Below are 17341 nucleotides of genomic sequence, written 5' to 3'. Positions count from 1 at the left end.
CCCTGGGGCATGCTGACGAGAATTCTACAGGGGGCAGCACAAAAGTGATGAAAAGTGATTTTTAGAACCAGTTTCAATCATGATCTTGCAAACACACCGCGCCTCCTTTATGGTTTGTTAAACGGTTAACGAGCGTGGTGCGGATCACACTAATGGTTTTCGCCCGGCACACGAGGAGACAGTATGAACTCGACAACGGAACAGGCTCCGGTCGCGCCGGCCGCCGGCCGGGTCGCGGCAGCACAGGGCAATGGTGCCCCGGCGGCCAAGCCGGGAAAACCCGGAGGGGGCGGGCGCAAGGGCAGCAGGATCCCTGCGCAGAGTTTCCGCGCGCGGTTCCGGCGCGACAAGCAGATGCTCCTGATGATGGTGCCGGGCGTGGCATTCCTGCTCGTCTTCTTCTACATCCCCATCCTGGGGAACGTCATTGCTTTCCAGGACTACCAGCCCTACCTGGGGATCGGGGACAGCCTGTTCGTCGGCTGGCAAAACTTCACGGATCTCTTTGCCAACCCGGACTTCATCCATGCGTTCTGGAACACCCTTTACCTGGCCGCGTGGCAGTTGGTCTTCCTCTTCCCGGTACCGCTGGTGCTGGCGCTGATCGTGGACTCACTCATCAGCACGCGGGTGCGGCGGATCTTCCAGAGCATCGCCTACCTTCCACATTTCCTGTCCTGGGTCCTGGTCATCGCCTTCTTCCAGCAGATGCTCGGCGGCGCGGGGTTCGTCAACAACGTGCTCCGGGACTGGGGCATGGAGCCGATCCCGTTCATGACCAACCCGGAAACGTTCCCCGTGCTGGTAGTGGTGCAGATGATCTGGAAGGACGCCGGATGGGCCATGATCATCTTCCTGGCAGCCCTCGCCAGTATTGATGCCTCGCTCTACGAGGCCGCCGCGGCCGACGGCGCAGGGCGCTGGCGCCGCATGTGGCACATCACCCTCCCGGGCCTCCGGCCCGTCATCGTCCTGCTGCTGATCCTGCGCATCGGAGACATCCTCTCCGTGGGCTTCGAGCAGTTCATCCTGCAGCGCGATGCCGTGGGAGCCGGGGCAGCCGAAGTGCTGGACACCTTCACCTATTACACCGGCGTGGTAGGTGGTGGCTGGAGTTCAGGCGCAGCGGCAGGACTTGCCAAAGGCGTCGTCAGCGCGCTGCTGATCTACGGTGCCAACAAACTTGCCCACCGCTTTGGCGAAGACGGAATTTTCGCAAAACAAGCGCGCTGAAGGCCACGCAGGCCCGCAGCTGCCGCACAAGGAGAACTTCATGGCAACAACACTTTTCACCAGGAAACCACGGGAGCTGAGCTACAGCCCCAAGCGTCCGGTATGGAAGGAGCGCCCCTCCGCCCTGTACCAAACAGTCAAGGCGGTGGTCCTGGTGGCCTTCAGCCTGTCCATCCTCACGCCCATCCTGCTGGTGGTCTCCACCTCGCTGGCGGACAACCAGCAGTTGGTGGAGGCCGGTGGGTTTGTCCTGTGGCCCGAACGTCCCACGCTGGAGGCGTACGCCACCATCTTCAAGGGACCCATGGTGCTGCAGTCGCTGGGAGTCAGTGTGCTGGTGACGGCAGTGGGCACCATCCTGGCGCTGTTCGTCACGATCACCATGGCTTACGCCACGAGCCGTTCGGTGCTGTTCGGCCGGCCGGTAGTGCTGGCGGTGCTGTTCACGCTCCTGTTTGCTCCCGGGCTGATCCCGTCCTTCCTCATGATCCGGCAGCTTGGACTGCTGGACTCGTTGTGGTCACTGATCCTGCCGGGCATCTTCGGCGCCTTCAACTTTGTGGTGATGCGGTCGTTCTTCATGAATATCCCCGGTGAACTGATCGAAAGCGCCAGGATCGACGGCGCCAACGACTGGCAGATCCTGTGGCGGATCGTCATGCCGTTGTCCAAGGCCGTGATCGCAGTGGTCGGCCTGTTTTACGCCGTGGGTTTCTGGAACTCCTTCTTCAACGCACTCCTGTACATCAACGACCACAGCAAGTGGCCCATTCAATTGCTCCTGCGCAACTTCGTAGTGCAGGGCAGCGGTGCTGCTGACCAGCTTGGCATCACCACCACACCCCCGCCGCAGTCCATCCAGATGGCCGTGGTGGTGGTGGCGCTGGTGCCAATCCTGATGGTCTACCCGTTCCTCCAAAAGCACTTCGCCAAGGGCGTCATCACCGGCGCCGTCAAGGGCTAGCTCTCCGCACCAACCTCGTCACGATCACCTAAGAACACATCACCAGAAAGGGTCATGCCATGACCAGCACTACCTCAGGACAGGCGGGCTTCAGCCGCCGCGGTTTCCTCGGCCTCGCCGGCCTGGCCGTCACTGCCGTTGGATTGTCCGCATGCGGCAGCGGTGGAGGGGCCGGGAACGGAGGCGCCGCAGCCTCCGCCTCGGTGAAGCTGCCAACCTACAAGGAATTCACCGGCGTGACCCCGGACCTGCCCGGCAATGCCAAGGGTCTCCAGGCCGGATACTTCAAGCTGCCCGAAGCCGTGCAGTCAGTAAAGACCCCGCCCCTCAAGGGCAAAGTCAGCGGCCTGACCGAAACGTTCGACACGATGAGCCCGGGCTTGAAGGACAACCCCTTCTGGCAGCGCCTGAATGCGAAACTCGGCGGCGACCTCGAACTGCAGATCGCCGAGGACATCGGGGATGGCTACCCGGCCAAGTTCGCTACGGTCCTGGCCAGCAATGAGCTGCCGGACATGATGTGGGTTCCGCCCAACCAGGGCATCCCCAACGTCGGGCCCATGCTGGAGGCCAAGTTCCAGGACCTCACGCCCTACCTCTCCGGGGACGCCGTCCTTGAGTACCCCAACCTGGCCGCACTTAAGCCGGATTCCTGGAAGACCGCCGTCGTGAATGGCAAAATCTGGGGTGCTCCCATCCCCAGCACCCCGTTCGGACAGGTCTACGTAGGCAACCACAACGTCTGGGAAGAGGTGGGCGGGTTCGAGGCCGCCTCGGCGGACGAATTCCTGGAGAAGGCCAAGGAGCTGACCCGGCCGGGCGAACAGAAGTACGCCCTGGAGCCTGCCTACATCAACGCCCTCCACATGGTGACCGAATGGTTCGGGGCCCCCAACAGCTGGGCCGTCAACAAGGACCGCACCCTGACGCACCTGTATGAGACCGATGAATACTTGGCCGGCGTGGAGTTCACGGCCAGGATGTTCGCGGCAGGCGTGTTCTACCCCGACTCAAAGGCCGCGGACATCCGTACCAGGGTGGCCAATGGCAGCGTGGCGGCGCAGGTGGTCAGCGGCCCCCACGACATCCGCAGCTACCGTGCTTTGAGCAAGAATACAAAGTTCGACATCCTCATCCCCTTCAGCGCGGATGGCAAGGTCAAGCCGGTATATGACATGGGCTACGGCACCGTGGGATTCACACCGTTCAAGAAGGCCGACGAAGGCAAGATCCGCGAGCTGCTTGCCCTCATCAACTACCTCTCCGCCCCGTTCGGCACGGTGGAGTACATGCAGAAGAACTTCGGCGAGGCCGGCCAGGATTACACGCTGGACGGCAACGGCAACCCGGTACGCACGGAGACCGGCACCACCAACGCCCCGGGGCTGGTTTCGGCCCTGAACATCATGGCCAGCCCTGAAAACGTCATCTTCAATCCCGGCTTTGACGATGACACGCGCTACGTCAACCAGCAGGAACAGAAGCTCCTGGAGATCGCCTGGCGCAACCCCACCAACGGTACCTACTCGGACACCAACGCCAAGGTGGGCGCCAAGATCACCAAGCAGCTCCGGGACAAGGTGGTGGACATCATCACCGGGCGCGCCAAAATCGACGAGCTCAAGGACGCGGTCAAGCGCTGGAAGAGCGAGGGCGGCGACAAGATGCGGGACGAATACCAGGCCGCCTTGGACCCCAACGCGCCGGTGTTCCGGAGCTAGCCCGTGTCAAGGGACTAGCCTCTACACCACGGGTAACGGACACCACATCTTCAACCAGGGGGAACCATGGCAAAAACAAGCAGTACCGGCGTCAGGCCCACCATCCGTATGGTGGCTGAACTTGCCGGCGTCTCCACCGCCACGGTTTCGTATGTGTTGTCGGGCCGCCGCGGTGATGGCGGTCCCGGTGTTTCAGACCCGACGGCGGAAAAGGTCAAGGCAGCTGCGGAGCGGCTCGGGTACCGTCCAAACCAGGCGGCCCGTGCCATCCGCACCGGACGCACCAACACCGTGATCCTCTCGCTGACCATGCTGTCCGATCCATGGTCCCTGTCGGTCATCGAAGCGGTCCAGCGTGCCTCGGAGCCGCTGGGCATCACGCCGATGATCCTCGGCGACGCAGACTGGGTGAAGGTGCTCGGGACGCACAATGCCGATGCGGTGTTCGTGGATGCCGTCCGGGCCGGGGAGCGGGACGCCCTGCGGAAGCTGGCACAGCACGGCACCACCCTGGTGGTCTTTGACGAGGAGCTTGAGGCCGACGGATTCGACGTCATCCGTTCCATCGCCGGGCCGGGTTGTCGGATGGCGGTGGAGCACCTGCTGCACGGCCACCGGAGGGTCGCCTGCCTCACCCCGGCTACTTCGGCGGGGACGTCCGGTGGTACCAGGTACCGCGCCTACGCCGAGGCCTTGGCTGCCGCCGGGATCGCTGAGTGCGGGGATTACGTGGGGCTCTTTGATGGAACCTCGGCCGGGGCATATGCGGCCACCACCCGCCTCCTGGCGCTTCCGGACCGACCCACCGCCATCTACGCCACCACGGACTATGCCGCCGTCAGTGCGATCAACGCCGCCCAACGACTCGGGCTCGCTGTTGGGAAGGACGTAGACATCATCGGCGTCGGCAACACCGTGGAGGGGGAGCGGATGTCACCGTCCCTGAGCACGGTGGGTCCGGTGGACTTCTTCGACAAACTGGCCCACCTGCTCCTGCAGCGGGCCACAGACCAGGGCGGCCCGGAAACACCCACCGTCCTGGACTTCCCCTGGCACCTGTTCGTGCGGGAATCGGCGCCCCATCGCAGCGCCGCCAACAGACACAACTAACAACCAGCAGAAAGAACGTTGTACACCATGGAAAAGGATTTGAAGGTCGGCATCGTAGGTTTCGGCCTGCGCTCAGGGCTGTGGAAGCACGCCCACAAGCCGGGCGAAGGGTCTGAGGTCACGATCGTGTGCGACCTCAGCGAGCGCGGCCGGGCGGATGCCGCCGACCGCATCCCCTCGGCCCGCATCACCGCCGACCTCGAGGAGTTGCTGGCCGCCGGGTTGGACGCCGTCATGGTGCTGACACCCGACAACCAGCATGCCGCCGTCGCTGTCCGCACGCTGAAGGCGGGAATTCCCACGTTCTGCGAGAAGCCGTTGGATGTCACGGTCGAAGCTGCAGATCTTGTCCTGCAGACGGCGTATGAAACAGGGACCCGGCTTTATGTCGGGCACAACATGCGGCACATGCCGGTGGTGGTCCAGATGCGGCAGCTCATCGAGGAGGGCACCATCGGCGAGGTCAAGGCGATCTGGTGCCGCCACTTTGTGGGTCATGGGGGCGATTTCTACTTCAAGGACTGGCATGCCCAACGCGCGAACGTGACCTCTCTGCTGCTGCAGAAAGGTGCCCACGACATCGACGTCATCCATTGGCTGGCCGGCGGTTACACCATGCGCGTCGCCGCGGTGGGGGACCTGGCTGTGTACGGCGGGGTGCCGAACCGCGGCAACAATGACGGCAAACGGATGGGGGATTGGTTCTCCCTGGACAATTGGCCGCCGACAGAGCAGAAGGACCTGGCCGAGGTCATCGATGTGGAGGACATCTCCATGATGAACATGGTCCTGGACAACGGCGTGCTGGCCTCCTACCAGCAGTGCCACTTCACTCCGGACTATTGGCGGAACTACACCATCATCGGCACCAAGGGCCGGATCGAGAACTTCGGCGATGGCCCGGGGGAGACCATCAATGTGTGGACCTCCCGGACGTCCGGGCGCGGGGAGCCTGACCAGGTGATCACCATCCAGGACGGCGATGGCGGGCATGGCGGAGCCGATCCGCGCCTGGTCGAGGAGTTTCTGCGGTTTGCTGCGGAGGGCGGCGCCACCCAGACCAGCCCCGTTGCGGCGCGGCAGGCGGTGGCCGCCGGCATCCTCGCGGCCGAGTCTTTGCGCGGCGATGGCTCCGCCCGGGAGGTGCCGGAGTTGCCCGCCGGATTGGTGGAGTATTTCGACGCCGGCCAGCCCGCCCTGGTCCGCGACTGAACCACCCCCGCGTACCCAACTGGGTCGCAGTTGTGCGCGTTTTGAGCGCTCAAAACGCGCACAAATGCGACCTAGTTGGGTGAGGAGAGCCCGGTCATGACGGTTTGAAGTGACTCGCACACCGTCATGACCGATTTCCGCTTAAGGGTCTCCGGACGGGCCAGGATGTCGATCTTGCGCACCGAGTTCACCCCGGCAAGGGGACGCAGCACCACGCCGGCATCCAGCACCCGCCGCGCGGTGAACCTCGGCAGCAACCCGATCGAACCCCCTGCGGAAACGAGGGCCGCCACCGTTGAATAGTCGTTGATGCGGTGCAGGACTTCCGCCGGGCGTCCGCTGACAGCCACGACGGCGGCCAGCACGTCCGCGGGCGAGTACCCGTCGCGGCTGGTCACCCACGGTTCGTCGACGACGTCGGCAGGCTCGAGTTCGCGCCGGGACGCCAGCGGGTGTCCTGCCGGCAAAGCAATGTCCAGTGGCTCGTCCGCCAACGGGATCACCGCCACCTTGTCTTCCGGCCATGGCGGGCTGTTGTCCATCCTGTGGGCCAGGACAAGATCGTAGCGGGCCACCAACCCCGGGAAATCCTCCTGGGCCACATCCTCATCGGAGAGTCGCAGCAGCGGCGACGCACCGCCGTCGGACGCTTTTTGCGCGCGGAGCAATGCAGCCAAGGGCGCGAACAAGGCCTGGCCGGCGCTGTGGAACGCGCTCACGCTGACAGTCGAGTCCGGAGCTTCGTGGTACGCGCCGATTGCGGCCCGCGCGTCTGCCATGGCATTGACGACGGCGGCACCCGCCTCCGCGAGGACGCGCCCTGCGTCAGTGAGCACCAAGGCGCGGCCTTCCTTGCGGGTCAGCGGCACATCCACGGATTTCTGCAATAGGGCCAATTGCTGCGAAACCGCGGAGGGCGTGACCATGAGGGTCTCCGCCACGGCTTTTACGCTGCCCAGGTCGCCGAGTTCGCGGAGCATCTGCAGCTGATGAATTTCCATTAGCAAATGCTAAATCGTTGATTGAGAAGAATCTAGTTGTGCTAAACCATGCGCGGGTCTTCAATGGACTCAGCAGCAACGAAGCACCCAGCCAGTGAGGAACCCCATGAAGGCTCTCTACAAATCCGGACCCCACGAAGGGTTCGAACTCGTCGATCGGCCCGAGCCCGCAACGGGCCCGTCCGACGTCAAGATCCGGGTCATGACCACCGGCATCTGCGGCACCGATCTCCATATCCAGAGTTGGGATGCCTGGGCCCAAAGCATCATCCAGACTCCGCTCATTGCCGGGCACGAGTTCTACGGAGAAGTGGTGGAAATCGGCGAGGACGTGCGCGATGTCAAGGTCGGCGACCGCGTCTCCGGCGAAGGCCACGTGGTGTGCGGTATATGCCGGAATTGCCGCGCAGGCCGCCGGCAAATGTGCATCCACACGGTTTCCGTGGGCGTGCAGCGCGATGGTGCGTTCGCCGAATACGTCGTGATCCCGGAGACCAACGTCTGGGTCCACCACGACGAATCCGTCACCCCCGAGCTCGGTGCCATTTTCGACCCCTTCGGCAACGCCGTGCACACGGCGCTGAGCTTCCCGCTGGTCGGTGAAGATGTCCTCATCACGGGCGCCGGACCCATCGGCCTCATGGCCATTGCCGTGGCGCGTCACGCAGGGGCACGCAAGATCGCCATCACCGACGTTTCGGCGCCGCGGCTGGAACTGGCCCGTCAACTGGGCGTGGACCTCGCCGTCGACGTGTCCAGGATGCGCGTCCGCGAGGCACAGCAGGAGCTGGGCATGCGCGAAGGCTTCGACATCGGCCTGGAAATGTCGGGACACCCCACGGCGCTGCCTGAGATGATCGACAACATGAACCACGGCGGACGCATCGCCATGCTCGGCCTGCCCAGCCAGTCCATCGACATCGACTGGGGCAAGGTGGTGACCCACATGCTCACGCTCAAGGGCATCTACGGTCGCGAAATGTTCGAAACCTGGTACGCCATGAGCGCCATGCTGTCGTCCAACCCTGTGCTGCACCGCAACATCTCGGCCGTTATCACCGACAAGCTTCCTGCCACCGAGTGGGAGAAGGGCTTCGAGATCGCCCGCAACGGCGTGGGCGGCAAAGTGGTCCTCGACTGGACTGAACTCTAGAACCTTCAGGAGCAATTCAATGTACTCAGCCATCAAAGACCAACTCCAGGGCGAACTCGAGGAGATCCGCAGCGCCGGGCTCTTCAAGACCGAACGCCACATTGATTCCCCGCAGGCAAGCCACATCGCCGCGGGCCAGCTGGGGCAGCCGGCCAACCAGGTACTGAACTTCTGCGCCAACAACTACCTTGGCCTGGCCGACCACCCGGAGATCATCGCCGCCGCCAAGTCCGCCATGGACGAGCGCGGTTTCGGCATGGCTTCCGTCCGTTTCATTTGCGGCACGCAGGACCTGCACCTGGAACTCGAGGCGCGTGTTTCGCAGTTCCTCGGCACCGAGGACACCATCCTTTTCTCCAGCTGCTTCGATGCCAACGGGGGAGTCTTCGAGTCCCTCTTTGGCCCGGACGATGCCATCATCTCGGACTCCCTCAACCACGCTTCGATCATTGACGGCATCCGGTTGAGCAAGGCCAAGCGCTTCCGTTATGCCAACCAGGACATGGCAGACCTCGAAGCCAAGCTCGTTGAGGCCTCGGGTTCGCGGCGCAAGATCATCGTCACCGACGGTGTGTTCTCCATGGACGGTTACCTCGCACCCTTGGAAGCGATCTGCGACCTCGCCGAGAAGCACGACGCCCTGGTCATGGTTGACGACTCCCACGCCGTGGGCTTCATGGGTTCCACTGGTGCCGGGACGCCCGAGCACGCCGGAGTCTCGGATCGCGTGGACATCTACACCGGTACCTTTGGCAAGGCGTTGGGCGGCGCTTCCGGTGGCTATGTTTCCGGCCGCGGCGAGATCGTGGCCATGCTGCGCCAGAAGGCCCGTCCGTATTTGTTCTCCAACTCCCTTGCGCCGGCGATCGTGGCTGCCACTCTTAAGGCCCTGGAACTCGTGCAGGGTTCCGGTGAGCTGCGGACGCGCCTGTTCGAAAACGCTGCCCTGTTCCGTCGCCGGATGAGCGAGGAAGGTTTCGAACTGCTCGACGGCGAGCACGCCATCATCCCGGTCATGTTCGGTGACGCTGTGGTTGCGGCGCGCATTGCCGACGAGATGCTTTCCCATGGCGTCTTCGTCACCGCCTTCAGCTACCCCGTGGTCCCGAAGGGCGCGGCACGGATCCGCGTCCAGCTCTCCGCCGCGCACAGCACGGACGACGTCGAAGCGTGCGTCCAGGCGTTCGTCAAGAGCCGCGACGCCGTCGCCTGACACGGGCAGAACCGATGCTGGACCCCACCACCCACTCTCACCGATAACCCCCATTGGTGCGTCCCTCTCTCACCGATAACCCCCTTTGGCCGAACGCTCTCTCACCGATAACCCCCTTTGGTGCGTCCCTCTCTCACTCCCCTCGGGCAAGTGAGAGAGGGACGCCTAGGAGGGGGTGTTTGGTGAGAGAGGGACGCCTAGGAGGGGGTGTTTGGTGAGAGAGGGACGCCTAGGAGGGGGTTATCGGTGAGAGATGGACGCCTAGGAGGGGGTGTTTGGTGAGAGAGCGTCTGGAAGGATGGAACCATGGCTTCGAATTATGACGTGGTAATCGTTGGCGGTGGGATCGCGGGACTGTCCCTCGCATCAGCCCTGGGGAAAGAGTGCTCAGTCGCCCTGGTGGAAGCCGAGCACACCCTGGCCTTCCACACCTCCTCACGTTCAGCCCGCCAGCTGATTCCCAGCTACGGTCCGCCCGTGGTGCAGGAATTGACTATCCGCACCTTGGAGCTGATGAGGGCAAGAGACGAAAACCTCCCCGAACCGGTCCTGACTCCGCGTGGTTTCATGCTGGTGGGTGACGAAGAAAAGGTCAAAGCAGAAGCCAGTGGCAACATGCACACCATCACGCATGCCGAGGCACTCCAGCTCTGCCCGGTCCTCAAACCGGACTCTTTCACTGCAGCAGGCCTGGACAGTGGATCGTATGGCTGCAACGCACCCTTGTTGCTGGACGACCACCGCAAACGGGCTGAAGCGGCGGGTGTCGACATCTTCACCGGAGCGCGCGTCCACTCCGCACAACGCATCGGCAGCGGCTGGGAGGTGGGCGCCGGCACCGAAGGCTTCCAAACCGGCGTCGTGGTTAACGCCGCGGGCGCGTGGGCAGATGAACTGGCCGTCATCAGCGGCGTCGAGAAATTGGGACTCCAGCCGTACCGCCGGACCGCGGCGATCGTCAATGTCAGAACGCCTCTCGCCCCGCAAACGCCCATGGTCTGCGCCGCGGACGATTCCTTCTACTTCCGGCCCGAAGGCGGCCAGGTGCTGGTGTCGCCGTCCGAGCACGTTCCCAGCGGCGCTGAAGATGCCAGGCCCTACGCCGGAGACGTGGACAAACTCATCGACACCCTCAACACCGTGACCACCCTGGGCATCCACTCGGTGGACCGTTCCTGGACGGGCCTGCGGACCGAAGCCGCGGACGGGATTCCCGTGGTGGGGTTCGACGCCGAGGCCCCCGGCTTCTTTTGGCTGGCCGGCCAGGGCGGTTACGGATTCCAGACGAGTTCCGCCGTGGCAGAACTGGCGGCAGGCCTCATCCTGGGCGAAACAAAAGCCGGCAGTCCGGAATCCCGGACAGCGGAGCAGCTCGCGGCGGTCCGCTGGTCCATCCGGCGCTGAACAATAGGGACATGACACCAGCCAGCACCCTCATCACCAACATCGGCGAATTGATGACCCAGGACCTGGATCATCGGGTCCTGAAAGACGCCGCGATCGTGTTCGAAGGCGAGCGCATCTCCTGGATCGGTTCCAGCGCCGACGCCCCGGCGGCTGATGACAGGATCGACGCCGAGGGCCGCGCCGTCCTGCCGGGCTGGGTGGACTCACATTCCCATCTCGTTTTCGCCGGCGACCGCACCGCGGAGTTCGAGGCACGCATGGCCGGGGAGAGCTACAGTGCTGGCGGCATTGCCGTGACCACGGGCGCCACACGAAGTGTCAGCGACGAGGAGCTGACCCGGCTGGTCAAGGGCCGCGTAGAAGAGGCGCTCGCGCAGGGCACCACATATCTGGAGAGCAAGACCGGATACGGCCTGGACGTGGAGAACGAGGCCCGCAGCGCCCGGATCGCGGCCGAGCTGGTGGATGAGGTCACCTACCTTGGCGCCCACCTCGTCCCCGCTGGGGCAGACCCCGAGGAGTACACGGACCTGGTTTGCGGTGAAATGCTCGACGCCGTCCTGCCGCACGTCCGCTGGGCGGATGTCTTTTGCGAGACCGGTGCCTTCACCGAGGAGCAGTCCCGCAGGGTGCTCAAGGCGGCCCAGGCCGCAGGGCTGGGACTGCGCGTGCACGGCAACCAGTTGGGCGAGGGCCCGGGCGTTGCGTTGGCCGTGGAGTTTGCCGCCGCGAGCGTGGACCACGTGAACTATCTTTCCGAAGCAGACATCAAGGCGCTCGCTGAAACCTGGTCAGGTTGGGACGCCCGGTCAGGCACGGGCGCAAAAGGCACCGTGGCCACGTGCCTGCCCGCCTGCGACCTGTCCACCCGGCAACCCCTGGCCCCTGGCCGGGAGCTGATCGACGCCGGCGTCCAGATCGCGCTCGCCGCGAATTGCAACCCCGGTACCTCCTACACGAGTTCCATGGCGTTTTGCGTGACGACGGCGGTCCTCCAGATGCGCTTGAGCGTCCACGAGGCCGTCCGGGCGGCGACGTACGGCGGCGCGTTGGCGTTGGGCCGGGAGTCAGGGAACGACGTCGACGGCGAACGGGCGGTGGGCTCGCTCGCCGTCGGTCATCGCGCGGACCTGCATATGCTCAAGGCGCCCTCAGCGACGCACCTGGCCTACCGGCCGGGAATTCCGCTCACGCACTCGGTGTGGCGGGCCGGCCGGCAGGCTTTCTAGGAGCGGGGCCTCAGCCTAAGAACAGGTGAACCTGGCGTCCGCCCAGTCGGCGTGGTCGTTGCCATTGCCGTCACCGGAATCGTTGGCGACGAGTTCCACGTACTGGGCTCCGGTGACATCCACCGTCAGGGGGAGGGGAGCGCTGGTGGGTCCAAGCACCGGTGTGGTTGCCTTGGCTGTACCGTCGGCCACCACCGAGAATTTGACGCTGCCCCGCGTTGGCTGGGCGTCGTCGATTCCAACGGTGGCATTGAAGGTGCTGCAACGGCCGCCGAGGAAGTAGCGGACGGTGCCGTTGGCGTGGGCGCCGAGACCTTTGGCAAAGACGGTGCCGTTCAAGGTGAGCGGCGTGCCGTCACCGGCTCCGGTTCCTCCATTGGACATGTCCTTCTCCACTGGTCCCCAGCCGTTCGTGGCACTCACCCAGGGGTGGTCGCTCGCGTAGACGGTGGCCTGCGGTGGTTTGGGCAGTGTCCGGACGCTGGCCGTGGTGCTGATGGTGCGGCTGCCTGCGGGTTCCGTGGTGGTGGTGTACTTTGCCGTCGCTGTGATGGGGTAGTCACCGTCGGCTGAAGCGGGTGCGGTGACCTTCCACGTGGTGGTGAGGCGGCCACCGGCTGGCAGGTCCCCGGCAGTGGACGGGGTGGCCGGGCTCGCTGTCCATCCTTCGGGCAAGGCGAGTTCCACGGCCAAATCCTTGATGGCCGCAGGCTCATCGGACACGAACGTCGTCACGAAATCCTGGGCCTGGCCCTGCTGGATGACGTCGCCCTGGAGGGCAGCCGTGAGCTGGGCGCATGCCGGGACGGCATCTGAGGCGCCGAGGTCCTCCACCAGGAGGTTGTCCAGGGTGAAGTCGGAGCCGTTGGCGCTGCCGGTCCTTTGCAGCCCGACGAAATAGTCTCCGCAGAAGCCCGTATCGAAGACCTGCTCGAACCGCGTGGTGGAGGTCTTGGTGTCAATCGGCTGGCTGCCTGTTACCGCAGGGCCTGCCGCGGAGTCATAACCCGAAACCCAGGCGTACTGCCCGGCCTTGGAGTTCTGGTAGTCGAACGAGACCTTGTACTTGTGACCGGCCTTGAACGGAACTGTCGCCTCGGTAGTGCGGTACACCATGCCGGGTCCTCCATTGGGAGCGCGGTTTTCGTCGTGGGCGATCAAGGACCACCGACCGTCCAGGACTTCGTCGATCACGTTGGTGTGCCAGCCCTTCTGGGTGAAGGGTTCGTTGCGTTCGGTGATGTGCGTCCGGGGATCGGTGGACCCTCCGGCGTTGCCCTTCACGAATGGTCCCCAACCCTGATCCACGTTTTCGAAGTCTTCGCTGAGCACGCCGGTGGTGGCCACGCGGGAGGTTTTCACCGCCCGGAAGTCATCCACGCGCACAGTGGCGTCGCCGTCGTCCGCTGTGAGGGTGACAGTTGCCTTGGTGTCGTTGCGCGGCACGTCCACCAGCACACGGACCCTTTGGAAGGCCGTGCCGTGCTTTTCGTCGCCGGCGACGAAGTTTTCGGCGTTCGAGGAATCGATGGTGGTGCTTTCGGTCTTGCCATCGACAGTGACGGAGAGGGAGGTGGGCCGCGTTTTGCCCGGCTGGATTTCCAGCCACGCACTCACTGACTGGGTTCCGGCGTCGAGCTTTACGTCCTGGCTGATCGACGACGGCGACGCGCCCAATTGTGCGTAGCGGCGGCCCTTGTCGTCACGCACCTGGGTGACGGTTCCGGTGGGGTTCCAGGCGGTGAGGTCGGCTCCGTTGAAGCCGGGATCGTTGAACGAAGTTCCGGAACCGAAGGAAGCGTTCTTGGGAAGCGCGTTGTTCTTCGCCGTCAGCACGTAGGGCTGCTTGGCGTCGGCGGTGACGGTCACCTGTCCGTTGACCACGGGGACGTCGGCCACCTTCACCCGTCCGTTGTCCGTCAGCTTGAACAGTTCCAGGGACTTGGCGTTGGCAAAGTCCTTGGTCAGTGTCCACGTGCTGGAGCCGCCCGTGGGATTGTAGTGGTACATCTTGTCCAAGGTGTTGTTCTCCTTGGAGGACCACGGCAGGAGATAGGAACCGCCGGAGAGGACGGAGGCTCCACCCACGGTGATGTTGCGGGCTTCAGCGGTATTCCCGGTGACCGCCACGCCATCAGTGAGGTCGATGCGGTCCGCGGTCCACTTGGTGATCGGGTGGTGCTGGAGGAACTTGGCCGGCAGGTTGGCGGTCCAGATGTTCTCGCTGAACGCGTTGAAGTCGTTCTGGCCGGTCCAGCCTTCGAACTCGACGATGTGGCTTACCCCGAGCTTGGGATCGGGGTTCCAGACGTCGGACTGGCTGTTGTTGATGAACCGGAGGATCTGGGAGTTGATGCCCTTGTTGGTGGAACCGCCGTACTTCTCGTCGTTGGCCCAGTGCGACCACGTGTTGTTCCGGGACAGGTGGTCAGCCCACTCGGAACCTACGCGGAAGCCGTTCTTGACCAGTTCCTGCTGCAGGCGTTCGGCCAGCCAGCCGTACTCGTAGTAGACATCGACGTACACGAAATCCAGGTTCTTGTCCGTGGCCTCGCGCAGTTCCTTGATGCGCTGGGCCAGCTTGCCCGAGTTAATGTCGTGCCTTTGGTTGATGTAGTAGGACTGGTCCAGCCAGTTCCACCCGAGGGCCTTGTCCGCCCTGAGCAGGTCTTCGCTGAAGGACTTGGCCTCGGGGTAGATCTCGGTGGCGTTGATGTGGACACCGAAGCTGGCGTTCCAGTCCTTGCCCTCCTTGACCAGTGTGTTGAGGTCTTCCAGGCCGCCGGCACGGGTGTTGAAGTTGTCACCGTAATCGGTGTTGGCAGAGTCGTGGCCCTCGCTGGTGTAGCCCTTGAGCATGGCAACCTGCCCCAGCCCGTCGGTGGCCAGGGAAATCCGCTTGACGTCGTCCAGCGTGCGGAGGAAGGGGTGGGTGGCCTGGGAGGCGAAATTGAAGGGAATGTGGGTGACCACATTGTCCGGGGTCTGTTCGCCTTTGTTGGCGCTGACCTGGATGGAGCGCATGGCGATGGCGGCGTCCTGCCAGTCGACGATGCCGTCAGAGTTGGCGTCGGGGGTGATGGCCACGCGCGTCCACGGCAGTTCCTCCGTGGTGCCCGATCCCTCGGCACGGTAAAGCCACTGGCCGCTCGCGATTCCCATGGAGACTCCGCCGGTCCCGTTGGACACCGCCTGGCGCCAGAACCGGCCGCGGTCCTTGGAACCCGGTCCTGACGAGGTGTCATAGAGGGCATTGGATTCCAACGCGGCCCCCAGCGCGGAGGTGTTGGCCAGTGCGTACGCAGAGCTCTTGGCTGCTGTATCCACGGGGGTAGAGGCGGTGATGGGCGTGAACTCGTCGCCGGTGACGCTGCGGTCCACGGACAGGTTGGCCGTGGAGACCTGGGCCCCGGGCTGCGTGGAATCCACGGTGACGAGGTTGAGGCGGGGGAGCTGCAGGGTCTTGACCAGGAATTCCGGGGAATCCTTGATCTCGGTGACGTTGAACGAGACCACATTCTTCTTCACGGACAGCCGGGCCTTGATGGTGGCGTTTCCAAACGTGGGCACGGTGAGGACGTAGTCGATCGTGTCCTTGCCGGACGTCGTGGATGTCCCCTCAACCTCGTATTCGGTGCCGTTGATGGTGATGGTCTTCAGCGAAGCGGGCGTGCCGGGCAGCGATGCCCTGGTGGCAGTGTCGGTGTAGTTCAGGACCTGGGGGAACGTGGTGGAGACGTCAACGCTGAGCTGACCGGACTGCAGGGTGGTGCTGCCCTCAGTTTCCGTCACCGCTGACGCAGGCGTCGGGTGCAGGGCCAAGAGTCCCAGCGTGGATGAGGCGATGACGCAGGCCAGACTGAGCGCCGTTAGTCGTCTGATGGAGGAAGGCTCGGGCATGGTGCTCCTTCATGATCATTTTGTGCTCGAAACAATCAACTTCTATCTAGCGCTCCTAAGACTGCTTCATTGCACAGAAGTTAACAAGACTTAACGCTGAATTGACTAAAGCGAACAAGGGGGAACAGGCATGAGCGATTGAGCGACGCGTCGGTCCCCGGGGTGTCAATGGCTGTATCCACTCCAGTAGATGATCCTTGTGAGATTGAAAATGATCGTTTAGTGTTTTCTTAGATCAAGAAACGTCATTAGTTGAGTGGGAGCAGAACACGCTATGAGCCACAACATCCTGGGTGCCTTCATGGAAGAAGAACTCACATCGCAGCCTGAGGTCTGGCAGCGCGCCATCGAACAAGCAGCTGCGGAAAACCTGCTCCCCGCCGACGGCCAACGCATCGCCGTGATCGGCTGCGGCACGTCCTGGTTCATGGCACAGAGCTACGCCGCAGCACGTGAATCAGCGGGCAAGGGCGTGACCGATGCCTTCGCCGCCTCCGAGGCGTTCCTGAACAACAACAGCCCGGAACGGCAGTATGACGCCGTTGTGGCCATCACGCGCTCCGGCACCACCACCGAGGTGCTGGAGATTCTGGGTGCACTGAAGGGGCTCGTCCCGACGGTAGCGATCATCGGTGATACGTCGTCGCCCATCGTGGAACTGGCGGACGCCGTGATCGGCCTGCCCTACGCCGATGAGCGCTCCGTGGTGCAGACGCGGTTCGCAACCTCTGCCCTGGTGTACCTGCTGGCCAGCCTGGGCGTCGACCTTACGACGGCCATTGCCGACGCCCGCGGTGCCGTAACAGAACCCGTGGCGCAGGAACTGCTGGACGCCGAGCAGTTCACCTTCCTGGGCACCGGATGGACGATCGGCCTCGCCCACGAGGCAGGCCTCAAAATGCGCGAAGCCGTCCAGGGCTGGACCGAGTCCTACCCGGCCATGGAGTACCGCCACGGACCCATCTCCATCGCCGCTCCCGGCCGGGTGACCTGGTTGTTCGGCCAGCAGCCCGAGGGCCTGGACAATGACATGGCCGTCACGGGCGCCCTGTACCTCCACACCGAAAAGCACCCGCTGGCGGAACTGGCCCGGGTCCACAAAGTCACGCTGGAACGTGCACGCGCACGCGGCCTCAATCCGGACCTGCCCCGCAACCTGACCCGCTCCGTCATCCTCGACGCAACAGCCTAGGCCCCG

The 17341-nt window shown here is 63.9% G+C and carries 12 protein-coding genes; 10 read left to right on the top strand and 2 right to left on the bottom strand.

The annotated features are described in order from the left end of the window. Positions 1–183: 183 nt before the first annotated feature. The 5 genes from ACSVIE_RS07060 to ACSVIE_RS07040 all read left to right on the top strand — a co-directional run bounded on the left by ACSVIE_RS07060 (position 184) and on the right by ACSVIE_RS07040 (position 6240). On the top strand, positions 184–1233 hold the full coding sequence (locus ACSVIE_RS07060) for an ABC transporter permease (protein WP_442423424.1): 1050 nt from the start codon (positions 184–186) through the stop codon (positions 1231–1233). Between the two features lie 40 nt (positions 1234–1273). Then, on the top strand, positions 1274–2197 hold the full coding sequence (locus ACSVIE_RS07055; protein ID WP_426006683.1) for a carbohydrate ABC transporter permease: 924 nt from the start codon (positions 1274–1276) through the stop codon (positions 2195–2197). 59 nt (positions 2198–2256) lie between these two features. After that, a complete protein-coding gene (locus ACSVIE_RS07050; protein ID WP_442423423.1) occupies positions 2257–3918 on the top strand; it encodes a sugar ABC transporter substrate-binding protein in 1662 nt (553 codons plus the stop codon). Positions 3919–3984: 66 nt separating this feature from the next. Beyond that, positions 3985–5028: a LacI family DNA-binding transcriptional regulator gene (locus ACSVIE_RS07045; RefSeq protein WP_426006686.1), complete on the top strand. Its 1044-nt coding sequence runs from the start codon at positions 3985–3987 to the stop codon at positions 5026–5028. Positions 5029–5055: 27 nt separating this feature from the next. Continuing rightward, a complete protein-coding gene (locus ACSVIE_RS07040; RefSeq protein ID WP_442423422.1) occupies positions 5056–6240 on the top strand; it encodes a Gfo/Idh/MocA family protein in 1185 nt (394 codons plus the stop codon). 71 nt (positions 6241–6311) lie between these two features. On the opposite strand, the gene ACSVIE_RS07035 is transcribed toward ACSVIE_RS07040, so the two are convergent. Further along, a complete protein-coding gene (locus ACSVIE_RS07035) occupies positions 6312–7241 on the bottom strand; it encodes a LysR family transcriptional regulator (RefSeq protein ID WP_442423421.1) in 930 nt (309 codons plus the stop codon). A gap of 106 nt (positions 7242–7347) precedes the next feature. Between ACSVIE_RS07035 and tdh the strand changes: the two genes are divergently transcribed. The 4 genes from tdh to hutI all read left to right on the top strand — a co-directional run bounded on the left by tdh (position 7348) and on the right by hutI (position 12243). Beyond that, the gene (gene tdh, locus ACSVIE_RS07030; protein ID WP_426006690.1) at positions 7348–8394 is read left to right on the top strand and encodes an L-threonine 3-dehydrogenase; all 1047 of its coding nucleotides are present in this window, start codon (positions 7348–7350) and stop codon (positions 8392–8394) included. A gap of 19 nt (positions 8395–8413) precedes the next feature. Continuing rightward, positions 8414–9607: a glycine C-acetyltransferase gene (locus tag ACSVIE_RS07025; RefSeq protein WP_426006691.1), complete on the top strand. Its 1194-nt coding sequence runs from the start codon at positions 8414–8416 to the stop codon at positions 9605–9607. 306 nt (positions 9608–9913) lie between these two features. Further along, positions 9914–11011 carry an NAD(P)/FAD-dependent oxidoreductase gene (locus tag ACSVIE_RS07020; RefSeq protein WP_442423420.1) on the top strand — a complete coding sequence of 366 codons (1098 nt, stop codon included), beginning with the start codon at positions 9914–9916 and terminating at the stop codon, positions 11009–11011. Positions 11012–11022: 11 nt separating this feature from the next. Further along, positions 11023–12243: an imidazolonepropionase gene (gene hutI / locus ACSVIE_RS07015; RefSeq protein ID WP_442423419.1), complete on the top strand. Its 1221-nt coding sequence runs from the start codon at positions 11023–11025 to the stop codon at positions 12241–12243. Between the two features lie 15 nt (positions 12244–12258). On the opposite strand, the gene ACSVIE_RS07010 is transcribed toward hutI, so the two are convergent. After that, positions 12259–16143 carry an endo-alpha-N-acetylgalactosaminidase family protein gene (locus tag ACSVIE_RS07010; protein ID WP_442423418.1) on the bottom strand — a complete coding sequence of 1295 codons (3885 nt, stop codon included), beginning with the start codon at positions 16141–16143 and terminating at the stop codon, positions 12259–12261. Between the two features lie 274 nt (positions 16144–16417). Between ACSVIE_RS07010 and ACSVIE_RS07005 the strand changes: the two genes are divergently transcribed. Further along, the gene (locus ACSVIE_RS07005) at positions 16418–17335 is read left to right on the top strand and encodes an SIS domain-containing protein (RefSeq protein WP_426006696.1); all 918 of its coding nucleotides are present in this window, start codon (positions 16418–16420) and stop codon (positions 17333–17335) included. Positions 17336–17341 lie beyond the last annotated feature (6 nt).

This window comes from Paenarthrobacter sp. NCHU4564, from assembly GCF_052156435.1.
GTDB lineage: Bacteria > Actinomycetota > Actinomycetes > Actinomycetales > Micrococcaceae > Arthrobacter.
This window is presented reverse-complemented; position numbering and strand designations above follow the sequence as displayed.